Below are 10,465 nucleotides of genomic sequence, written 5' to 3'. Positions count from 1 at the left end.
ATGCCGGATACGTTTGTGCAGACTGATTACGCCGTCACCCAATCGTCGCTTGCAACCGGGGCGGGCCATACGTTTTCTGCCTGATTACGCGCGATTGCCGGATGCGTCACGCCCATTCGACACCGGACGCCGCGGGGTCAGCCCGCACCATGTGGCAAGTTCTTGCCAGTTTGCCGGAGAGACCCGACAGAATACCTGACCTTTTGGACAGGTCCTGTTGCATCCCCCCCCGATTTGGCGGAGCATGACCCATCCCGCCAATTGGGACAGCAGCTACGGTGTTTTCCCTTTGGCGTCGAAACCAACATTGGGAGAGTAAAAAATGTCAAAGTTCACGTTGCTGATGACAACCGCGCTGGCGGTTGGCCTGTCCGGGGCGGCGTTCGCCCAGGAGACGCATCCCGAAACCGGCGAGACGCTGGCCGAGGATCAGAGCTTCTCCTACCGCCTGCTGGACCAGTTCCCCACCATCGACCCGCAACTGATCGAGGAAACCGCCGGTGGCCACGTCGCGCGCCAGATCTTCGAGGGGCTGCTGACCCAGGATGACCAGGGCGAGCTGCGCCCCGGTGTCGCGACCGAATGGACGTCGGAGGACAACCAGACCTGGACCTTTACCCTGCGCCAGGATGCGATGTGGTCGAATGGCGACCCCGTGACGGCGCAGGATTTCGTCTATGCCTGGCGCCGCGCCGCCGACCCCGCCACCGCGTCGGAATATGCCTGGTATGTCGAGTTGAGCCAGATCGAAGGCGCCTCCGCCGTCATCGCCGGAGAGATTCCGCCCGAGGAGCTGGCCGTCGAGGCGCTGGACGATTACACGCTCCAGGTGACCTTGCAGGCCCCGCTGCCCTATTTCCCGCAGATGGTGGTGCATTACACCTTCATGCCGACCCATCAGGCCACCATCGAGGAATATGGCGCCGATTGGACCAGCCCGGAGAATATCGTGTCCAACGGCGCATATATTCTGGATGAAATCGCGGTGAACGAATTCTTCCGCCTGGTCCCGAACCCGAATTACTGGAACGCCGACAGCGTCATCATGGACGAGATCACCGGCCTGGTGATCAACGATGCCAACCAGGCGCTGACCCGGTTCCGCGCCGGTGAGTTCGACATGATGGACGACCTGCCCGCGGGCTCCTACCCGCAGCTTGAGGAAGAGATGCCCGAGACCGCCCATTCGGTGCCGCGGCTCTGCTCCTATTACTACACCGTCAACCAGAGCGAGAGCGGCCATGAGGCGCTGCAAGACCCCCGCGTGCGTCAGGCGCTGTCCTACATGATCAACCGCAACGTGATCACCGACCAGGTGCTACAGGCGGGTCAGGCCCCGGCCTACAACTTCACCCACTGGGCGACGGCAGGCTTCGAGATGCCCGAGATCGACTATGCCAGCTGGTCGCAGGAAGAGCGTCAGCAGCGCGCGATGGAGCTGATGGAAGAGGCCGGATACGGCCCGTCGAACCCGATCGAGATCGACCTGATCTACAACACCTCCGAGAACCACCGCCAGATCGCCACCGTGGTCAGCCAGATGTGGCGTCCGCTTGGCGTGACGGTGAACCTCAGCAACTTCGAATGGCAGAGCTACCTGGACATTCGCGGCAACCAGAATTTCGACGTGGCCCGTTCGGCCTGGTGCGGGGATTACAACGAGGCATCGACCTTCCTCGACCTGCTGACCTCGCGCAATGCCAATAATGACGGCAAGTTCCAGAGCGAGGAGGTGGACCGCCTGATGGCCGAGAGCGCCACCATGGCCGATCCGCAGCCGAACTATACCCGCGTCGAGGAGATCCTGGCCGAGGAAATGGCGATCATCCCGATCTACCATTACACCCAGAACTTCGTGCTTGACCCGGCCATCCGGAACTGGCCGATGGAGAACGTCGAAAACAACTGGTACGTGCGCGACATCTACCGCGTCGCCGAGTGACCCATCTGGCGGGGCGGCCCCTTGCGGCGCGCCCCGCCTTCCCTTAGGGGGCCGCCATGCTCAGCTATATTCTCAAACGCCTGCTGATCGCGATTCCGGTCATGCTGATCCTGATCGTGGGCACCTTCATCTTGATGTATACCGCGCCGGGCAGCCCCTTTGCCTCGGAACGCGGCGTGCCGCCCGCCGTGCTGGCCAACCTGGAGCGGCAATACGGGCTGGATCAGCCCTTTATCGTGCAGATCGGCTCCTACATCTGGAACCTGGTCACGCAGTTCGATTTCGGCCCCTCCTTCATCTACCGCGACCAGGACGTAAACGACCTGATCGCGCAGGGTTTTCCCGTGACGCTCACCTACGGGTTCTGGAGCTTCGTGGTCGCCGTGTTGGTTGGTGGCACGCTTGGCATCGTCGCCGCCGTGCGCCACAACACCTGGCTGGATTACCTTGCCGTCGGCATCTCGGTCGGCGCGCAGGTGCTGCCCAACTTCGTCCTCGCGCCGATCCTGGTGCTGGTCTTCACGCTGTGGCTCGGCTGGTTGCCGGGCGGCGGCTGGCAGGGCGGGCAACTGGAATACATCATCCTGCCGGTGATCGCGCTCTCGACCTCGTTCATGGCCTCGATCGCGCGGATCGCGCGGGCCTCGATGCTGGAGGTGCTGACCTCGAACTACATCCGCACGGCGCGCGCCAAGGGCCTGCCGATGCGCCGCGTGGTCATGCGCCATGCGCTGAAACCCGCGCTGCTGCCCGTGATCTCCTACCTTGGACCGGCCTTCGTGGGCATGATCACCGGCTCCGTGGTGATCGACGTCTATTTCTCGACGGGCGGCATCGGGCAGTTCTTCGTCGCCTCGGCGCTCAACCGTGACTATGGCGTGATGATGGGCATCACCGTCCTGCTTGGCGCGCTGACCATCTTCTTCAACCTCGTGGTCGACCTGCTTTACGCCTGGATCGACCCCAAGATCCGGTATTGATGTCATGCTAGCCACCAAGACCGCCGCCGATAACCTTGCGCAGGCCGCGCCCGTCAAGGGCCGGTCCCTCTGGGCCGATGCGCGGGCGCGTTTCTTTCGCAACCGCGCCGCTGTCTCGGGTCTGGTCGTGCTGATCGCCGTGGGGCTCTTCGCCGCCATCGGGCCGTTCATCGCGCCGTGGAATTACGAGGATATCGACTGGGCCGTGTTGGGCAATGTCCGCGATGCGGGGCGCCCATCGCTGGAAACCGGCCACTGGTTCGGCACCGACGCGCTTGGCCGCGACCTCTTTGCCCGCACCGTGCAAGGCACGCAGATCAGCCTGATGGTGGGTATTGTCGGCGCGCTGATCGCGGTCGGGGTCGGCACGCTTTACGGTGCGGTCGCGGGCTTTTTCGGGGGCCGCCTCGACAACCTGATGATGCGCATTGTCGATGTGCTGATGTCGATCCCCTACATGTTCGTGCTGATCTTGCTTCTGGTCGTCTTCGGACGCTCGATGCTGATGCTCTTCATCGGCATCGGGTTGGTGTCCTGGCTGGACATGGCCCGGATCGCGCGGGGGCAAACCCTGACACTGCGCGGCAAGGAGTTCGTGGAGGCGGCCCAGGCCACCGGCGTGCGCCCCTTCACCATCATCATGCGCCATATCGTGCCCAACCTCCTGGGCGTGGTGATCGTCTATTCCACCCTGCTGGTGCCCTCGATGATCATCTACGAAAGCTTCATCTCCTTCCTCGGCCTCGGCGTGCAGGAGCCTCTGACCTCCTGGGGCGCGCTGATCAATGATGGCGCGGCCGAGATGAATAACGGCCTTCTGTGGATCCTGGGCTTCCCCCTCTTCTTCTTCGTGATCACCCTCTTCGCCTTCTTCTTCGTGGGCGACGGGTTGCGTGACGCGCTCGACCCGAAAGACCGCTGATGACGACGCCCCTTCTGAAGATCGACGACCTGTCGGTGAAATTCTCGACGCCGGATGGCACCGTCAGCGCCGTCAATGGCCTGTCATTCGACCTCGACGCAGGCGAGACGCTGGCCATTGTCGGCGAAAGCGGCTCAGGCAAGACGCAGCTGGCCTTTGCGACGCTCGGGCTGCTGGCCCGGAACGGGCGCGCCGAGGGCTCGGTCAGGTTCGAGGGGCGCGAGATCCTGAACCTGCCCGAGGAAAAGCTGAACGCGATCCGGGCCGAGAAGATCTCGATGATCTTCCAGGACCCGATGACGTCGCTGAACCCGTTCATGCGCGTGGGCGACCAGATGGCCGAGGTGCTGCAACTGCACAAGGGCCTGTCGAAGCGCCGCGCGCTGGATGAAAGCGCCAAGATGCTGGATGCGGTGCGGATCCCGGACGCGAAATCGCGGCTGCGCATGTATCCGCATGAGTTTTCGGGCGGCATGCGGCAGCGGATCATGATCGCCATGTCCTTGCTTTGTAAGCCGAAACTTCTGATCGCGGATGAACCGACCACGGCGCTGGATGTGACCGTGCAGGCGCAGATCATGGCGTTGATGGCCGATATCCAGCGCGATTTCGGGGCCGCAATCATCCTCATCACGCATGACCTCGGCATTGTCGCAGGGGCCTGTGAACGCACGCTGGTGATGTATGGCGGCCGGGTGATGGAGACGGGCAGCACCGACGAGGTGTTCGAGAACCCGACCCATCCCTACACGCTCGGTCTGCTCAAGGCGGTGCCGCGCCTTGACGTGCCGCAGCGCGATCTGCAGATCATTCCGGGCGACCCGCCCGACCTGACCGCCCTGCCGCCGGGCTGCCCCTTCACCGCGCGCTGCCCGCTCGCGCATGAGCCCTGCCCCAAGATCATGCCGAAACTGGAGACCGTGACCGGAACCCACCTGCGCGCCTGCCACGCCGACATGGAGGACGTGACATGACCGCACCTGTCCTTGAGATCGACGACCTCTCGGTCACCTTCCCCGTCCCCAAGCGCGGCGGCTGGCCCTGGACCAAGCCCGACCTGCTGCACGCGGTGTCGAACGCGACGCTGTCCATCGCGCCGGGGGAAACGCTCGGGCTGGTGGGCGAAAGCGGCTCGGGCAAGTCGACACTGGCGCGCGCCATCGTGCGCACGGTTCCCGCATCGGGCGGAACCGTCACGTGGAAGGGTCAGGACCTGTCGAAAATGCCCCCCGACAAGGCCCGCGCGCATGGCCGCCATGTGCAGATGATCTTTCAGGATCCGCTGGCCGCGCTGAACCCGCGCATGACGGTGGGTCAGGCGGTGGCGGAACCCTACATCACGCACTACCCCGACACGCCCAAGGCGGAGGTGCGGCGCCGGGTGCAGGAGATGATGGAGAAGGTGGGGCTACTGCCGACGCTGCTCAACCGCTACCCGCACGAGTTTTCCGGCGGCCAGTGCCAGCGCATCGGCATTGCCCGCGCGTTGATCACGGAACCCGAGCTTGTGGTCTGCGATGAGCCTGTTTCGGCACTGGATGTGTCCGTGCAGGCGCAGGTGGTGAACCTGCTCAGCCGGTTGCAGCGCGAGATGGGCCTCTCGATCCTCTTCATCGCGCATGATCTTTCCGTCGTGCGCCATATCTCGACCCGCATCGCGGTGATGTATCTGGGCCGGGTGGTCGAACTGGCCGATGCCGAGACGCTGATCAGCGCGCCGCGCCATCACTATACCAAGGCGCTGATCTCCTCGATCCCGATCCCCTCGCCCAAGGCGGAACGGGCGCGGCCAAGGCCGATCCTGGAGGGCGAGTTGCCCTCGCCCCTCTCGCCGCCCTCGGGCTGCGTCTTCCGCACCCGCTGTCCGGCGGCACAGCCCGATTGCGCCACGCGCAAGCTGCACCTGGAGGAGATCGGACCGGGCCACACGGTCGCCTGCCACTACCCGTTGGGCAGCGAGGCCCTGACACGGGTCAAGCCCGAGCTATGAGCGGCGCTGCCCCCTTCGCCCCCGGCGTCCATATCCTGCTGGACCTGCACGGGGCGGTGATGCTGCGGGACGCGAGGCGGATGGAGGCGGCGCTGCGCGGGGCGGCGAAGGCCGCCGGTGCCACGGTGCTGTCGTGCCATTTGCACGGGTTCGGAGAGGGCAGCGGGATCACCGGCGTGGCCCTGCTGGCGGAATCGCATATCTCGATCCACACCTGGCCCGAACGCGATTATGCCGCCGTGGACATCTTCATGTGCGGCAAGGCCGATGCGCGGACGGCGGCGGAGTACCTGGAGAAGGTGCTGGAGCCACAGCGGGTTGAGCGCACCGAGGTGCTGCGCGGTCAGGAAGTCGCCGGCGCGGTGTAGCCCGATTCCGCGCCGGGTATCACGGAAACCAGGTCGCCCAACCGTCAAGGTAGTAATCCAGCAGCGGATGCGATTGCAGCGAGTTGGGCTCGGCCTCCACCCGTGCGGTATCGGCCCCGAAGATCCGCGCCCCTTGCCAGACTTCCGGCGTCAGGAAGCGCAGCCCCTCGGGCAGGTCGGGCATGCGTGGGGCCAATTCGTGCTGGCTGGCGATCACGAAGCCCCAATCGCCGAAGCTGGGGACATAGCCGTGATAGGGCAAGGCGCTGAGACCGTCTCCGGGGTCTTGCGGGTTGCGGGTGGCCTCGAAGGTTTCGACAATCGACCAGAAGGCCGCCCGCGCGAAGAGCGGCGATCCCGATTGCGTCACGATAAGTCCCTGCCCGGTCAGCCGCTCGGCCAGCAGGCCGTAGAACTGCGTCGTGTAGAGCCGCGACAGCGCCAGGGTGCGTGGGTCCGGCAGGTCGATGATCACCACGTCATAAAGCGCCTCGTCATGTTCGATGAATTCCCAGGCGTCCTGATTGACGATCGTGACGCGCGGATCGCTGAGCGCGTGATCATTGAGCGGCGCAAGTTGCGCGTGATCGCGGAAAAGCTCCGTCACGCGCGGGTCGAGATCGACCAGAGTAATCGTCTCCACCCCGTCATGGCGCAGCACCTCGCGCGCGGCCATGCCATCGCCGCCGCCCAGGATCAGCACGTTTTCAACGCGCGGGGCCAGCCCCATGGCGGGATGCACCAGAAGCTCGTGATAGCGGTATTCGTCGACGGTATCGAACTGGATTGCCTGGTCGAGGAAGAACCGCACCCGGTCGCGAAAGCGGGTGACGGTGATCTGCTGGTAGGGCGTCGCCTCGGACAGGATCACGTCATCCTCGTAAAGCCCCACCTCGGTCAGCGCCACCAGCCGTTCGGATTGCACGAGGCCCACGAGGCAGGCGGCGAAGGCCAGCGCCCAGATGCCCGCCTGCGCGCGTGTGGCCCGGTCGCGGAAGATCCACAGCGACAGGCCCGCCACGGCAAGGTTGAGCGCGCCGAAGGCCAGGCTTGCCGACATCAGGCCAAGCTGCGGGATGATGATCAGGGGGAACGCCAAAGAGGCCGCCAGCGCGCCGACATAATCCACCGTCAACACGTTCTCGAACCGGAACGCGCCCGCGCCCTCCTCCTTCAGCACCCGCGCGATGAGGGGGATCTCCATCCCCGACAACACGCCAACGGCGATGAGCATCGCGTAAAGCGGCGCCGACACGTCGCCCATCCAGGCATAGGTCAGGAACAGCACGGGCGCCATGAAGCCGCCCACCAGCCCCAGCAGGATCTGCGCCCAGACAAAGCCCGCGAAGGCCCGGCCCACATAGCGCGAGAGCCACGAGCCCAACCCCATAGAGGACAGGAAAATTCCGATCACCAGCGAGAACTGGCGCACCGAATCGCCCAACAGGTAGCTGGAGAGTGTGGCCGCGATCAGCTCGTAGATCAGCCCCGCGACGGCGACCAGGAATGTCGCGGCCAGCAGCCAGACCGCGCGCAGCCGCGCGCCTTGGGCTGGTGTCATGAAACCCGACCTTGCCTGTCCTTCATGACACGATGACAGCCGCGATGATGATGGCCATGGAGACAAAGAGCATCCCGATCAGCACCGCCAGCGCGATGTTCTGATCCTCCTCGATCTCCTTGACGATGGAAAAGGGCGATATCCAGACGATGATGCGCCAGGTGATCGCCATAAGGACCATGCCCAGGAAGGTGTAGAAGATGGTGCCGACAAGCTCGGCCAGTTCGATATTCCAGAAAGCGTCCATGAAAACCCTCGCTTATTTGACCCGTGAATTGCCGATCCCGCCGATGCCACCGCTGCCCAGGCGGATCGAGGCATCCAGATCGGTGCTGGCCCGTCCCCACCCGTGATAGGAGACATAGCCGGTTCCGGCAATGGCACCGATGGATATGACCAGAAAGGCTATGCGAAACAGGCTCATCTCAATCCTCATCCGTCCAGTCCGAGCCGCGCCAGCGGCGGGTGTGGTGCCAGAACCGGCGCGCAAGGAAGCTGCCACCGCCAAGCGCAAAGATGCCGGCAAGCAGGTAAAGCCAGAACCCGCTGGACCGCCCGCCCGCCACGCTGACGGTGACCTGGCTGAGCGCCGCGCCCCCGGCGCTGGTATTGGGCCAATGGCCCTGTTCCTCTAGCCCCAGATTCATCGTGTAGGTGCCGGTTGTCTCGGGGCGGAAGCGCAGGGTGGACCACCTGCGCCCCTCGCTCCAGTTGCCGTCGCTGTCGCGGCCGAAATAATATTCGACGGTGCGTCCGGCCTCGAAGAGGGGCTCGCCCTCGGGGTCTTCCAGCTCCACCGTCAGATAGGCCCAGGAATTGCGCACGTCGCCTTGCAGGCGAATATCGGTGAGGCCGGTGGCATCGGTGACGTCGAATGTGACGGTCTGCGGCAGGGCGTTCGCCGCGAAGCGCTGTTCGGGCAGGAATGTCGTGCCGTCGCGGCCGCCCATGAACAGGCCGATGAGGGCCGTCACAAGCGCCAGCGCCAGGCAGGTGTTGCGCAGGAAGCGGTCATGCCGCCCTGCCTTGTAGCTTTGCAGCGGGTGGATGCCCTGGGGGCGCAACCCGGTGTCGATGCCGAACCCCGCCTCGGCCTCGGCGCGCGGCAGGTAGGTGGAGCGGTAGACCTCGCGTTCGGTCCCGGTCTCGGAAAAGCCAAGCATGGCGTCGGTGCCAAGCGCGCTGACCGTCGTGGTGCGGTCGCCGATGCGCGGGGCCCAGGTGAACTCCCCCTCGGCGAAGGTGATCTCACTGGTCGATGTCTCGTAGTAATTGTAGCGCTGCCCGCGCGACGAGACCGACGGGCGATGCTCGGAGGTTTCGACCCTGGCCACCGACATCCAGACCGGGCGGCGGTAGCGGCGGGTAAAGACCAGGTGGCCCTCCTCGACCGTGATCCAGGCATAGCCGTGGGTCGGCGAGAAAAGCTGGTGGTCGATCCAGGTCCAGACCTGCGCGCCCCATCTCTCGCGATGCTCCAGCGTGCCGATCACGGTGTACTGGACGCCGAAAAGCGTGCCGGTCATGCCGATCCTGAAGGGGGAATCGGGCCGTTCCAGCCCGTCGAACCTGGCCAGAACCTGGTAATCATGCTGCGCGTCCAGCTCGGCCCCGCAATAGCCGCAGATATGGGCCACGACGCGGCCGCCGCCAAGCACGTCCAGCCCCGCCCCGCAGGAGGTGCAGTTGATCGTGGTCAGTTCGGGCGCGCGGCTCATACCGGGGCCTTCCGCACGGTGATCTCGAACGGGTCAAACCAGTCGCCCAGGAACCAGCTTTCGCCGCCCTGCCAGATCTCGCCGGACAGGAGCCTGCCGCGCGGCGATTGAGCGTTCACGAAGCGGTAGGTCTCGCCCACCATAAGCGCCTCGTCGAAGGAGCCCGCGACGGCGACGCATTCGGCGCTGTCCAGTTCGAGGATGTCGAACTCGTCACCGGCCGCGATCAGGTGCCCATCGGTACGGAAATGCCCGTTATGGCGCGGCCAATCCTCCGGTTCCAGCGGGCGCTGATAGACCACGTCGCCCTCATCGACCGAGACCCACCGCGACGCGCCCGAACCGGTCACGCCCCAGAACTCGTCCCAGAACCCGCGCCCGTAGGAGAATCGCGCATGGCCGTGGATCTCGACGGTGCTGCGCCCGAGCGTCACGCTGTCGCCCAGGCCGATCAGCGTCGGCACAGCGTGCATGACGCCTTCGCGCCCCGCCAGGCGCACGGCCTCATCCTCCAACAGCAGCGTGGTGCCGCATGACGGACAGGTCATCATCTTCACCCGCGCGAGGGCAGGGGCGACGGTGTCACCGCAATTGGGGCAGTTGAAGGGCCTCATGCGCCCAGATTGCCCGGACCGACGGAATTTTCAACCGCAAGCTGGCCGACGGGGCGGCGCGGCACGATTCGGGTGAAGGTGGAAGCGGGGGAATCAGTCGGGGGATTCCAGGGGTCGGACGCGTAGGACGAGTCGTCTTAGTGTGTTTTTTACACGTTATTGAATTGTTATCGGCGTGCGCACGGTTTGGCCCGTGTTATCGGTTTCGAGAATAATTTTGGGCATTTTTACACGAACATGCTTGAGCGGATCGGGAAGACATTCGGAGCGACCCATTATCATACTGATATAACTGCATTTATATACTCCTGTTATCCAATAACATTCCCGTCTGAGTTCGTGTTATCCAATGACTAACTCGCTGTTATCA

At 64.5% G+C, this 10,465-nt stretch carries 11 protein-coding genes; 6 read left to right on the top strand and 5 right to left on the bottom strand.

Features of this window, described 5'->3' with window-relative positions; genetic code table 11:
• Positions 1 to 322: 322 nt before the first annotated feature.
• Genes HNS34_RS18490 through speD form a run of 6 tightly spaced genes read left to right on the top strand, consistent with a single transcriptional unit; the run spans position 323 to position 6,202 of the window.
• The gene (locus HNS34_RS18490) at positions 323 to 1,942 is read left to right on the top strand and encodes a peptide ABC transporter substrate-binding protein (RefSeq protein ID WP_172321579.1); all 1,620 of its coding nucleotides are present in this window, start codon (positions 323 to 325) and stop codon (positions 1,940 to 1,942) included.
• 56 nt (positions 1,943 to 1,998) lie between these two features.
• Complete coding sequence (oppB, locus tag HNS34_RS18485) at positions 1,999 to 2,922, top strand: oligopeptide ABC transporter permease OppB (protein WP_172321578.1); 924 nt, start codon at positions 1,999 to 2,001, stop codon at positions 2,920 to 2,922.
• A gap of 4 nt (positions 2,923 to 2,926) precedes the next feature.
• Complete coding sequence (locus HNS34_RS18480) at positions 2,927 to 3,844, top strand: ABC transporter permease subunit (protein WP_172321577.1); 918 nt, start codon at positions 2,927 to 2,929, stop codon at positions 3,842 to 3,844.
• A complete protein-coding gene (locus HNS34_RS18475; RefSeq protein WP_172321576.1) occupies positions 3,844 to 4,818 on the top strand; it encodes an oligopeptide/dipeptide ABC transporter ATP-binding protein in 975 nt (324 codons plus the stop codon). The genes HNS34_RS18480 and HNS34_RS18475 overlap by 1 nt, the downstream gene beginning before the upstream one ends.
• Positions 4,815 to 5,834 carry an ABC transporter ATP-binding protein gene (locus tag HNS34_RS18470; protein ID WP_172321575.1) on the top strand — a complete coding sequence of 340 codons (1,020 nt, stop codon included), beginning with the start codon at positions 4,815 to 4,817 and terminating at the stop codon, positions 5,832 to 5,834. Before HNS34_RS18475 ends, HNS34_RS18470 begins: the two co-directional genes overlap by 4 nt.
• On the top strand, positions 5,831 to 6,202 hold the full coding sequence (gene speD, locus HNS34_RS18465; protein WP_172321574.1) for an adenosylmethionine decarboxylase: 372 nt from the start codon (positions 5,831 to 5,833) through the stop codon (positions 6,200 to 6,202). Before HNS34_RS18470 ends, speD begins: the two co-directional genes overlap by 4 nt.
• 19 nt (positions 6,203 to 6,221) lie before the next feature.
• Here speD and HNS34_RS18460 read toward each other — a convergent pair whose 3' ends face one another.
• Genes HNS34_RS18460 through HNS34_RS18440 form a run of 5 tightly spaced genes read right to left on the bottom strand, consistent with a single transcriptional unit; the run spans position 6,222 to position 10,095 of the window.
• Positions 6,222 to 7,763, bottom strand: a complete 1,542-nt coding sequence (locus HNS34_RS18460) for a polyamine aminopropyltransferase (protein WP_172321573.1) — start codon at positions 7,761 to 7,763, stop codon at positions 6,222 to 6,224.
• A gap of 22 nt (positions 7,764 to 7,785) precedes the next feature.
• Positions 7,786 to 8,010, bottom strand: a complete 225-nt coding sequence (locus HNS34_RS18455) for a DUF350 domain-containing protein (protein ID WP_172321572.1) — start codon at positions 8,008 to 8,010, stop codon at positions 7,786 to 7,788.
• Positions 8,011 to 8,022: 12 nt separating this feature from the next.
• Complete coding sequence (locus tag HNS34_RS18450; protein WP_172321571.1) at positions 8,023 to 8,187, bottom strand: hypothetical protein; 165 nt, start codon at positions 8,185 to 8,187, stop codon at positions 8,023 to 8,025.
• A gap of 1 nt (position 8,188) precedes the next feature.
• A complete protein-coding gene (locus HNS34_RS18445) occupies positions 8,189 to 9,481 on the bottom strand; it encodes a DUF4178 domain-containing protein (RefSeq protein WP_172321570.1) in 1,293 nt (430 codons plus the stop codon).
• The gene (locus HNS34_RS18440) at positions 9,478 to 10,095 is read right to left on the bottom strand and encodes a DUF4178 domain-containing protein (protein ID WP_172321569.1); all 618 of its coding nucleotides are present in this window, start codon (positions 10,093 to 10,095) and stop codon (positions 9,478 to 9,480) included. Before HNS34_RS18440 ends, HNS34_RS18445 begins: the two co-directional genes overlap by 4 nt.
• Positions 10,096 to 10,465 lie beyond the last annotated feature (370 nt).

It is taken from the genome of Alterinioella nitratireducens, assembly GCF_013155465.1.
Taxonomy (GTDB): domain Bacteria; phylum Pseudomonadota; class Alphaproteobacteria; order Rhodobacterales; family Rhodobacteraceae; genus Alterinioella; species Alterinioella nitratireducens.
The sequence above is the reverse complement of the archived record's forward strand: the minus strand, read 5'-3'. Positions and strand labels throughout refer to the sequence as shown.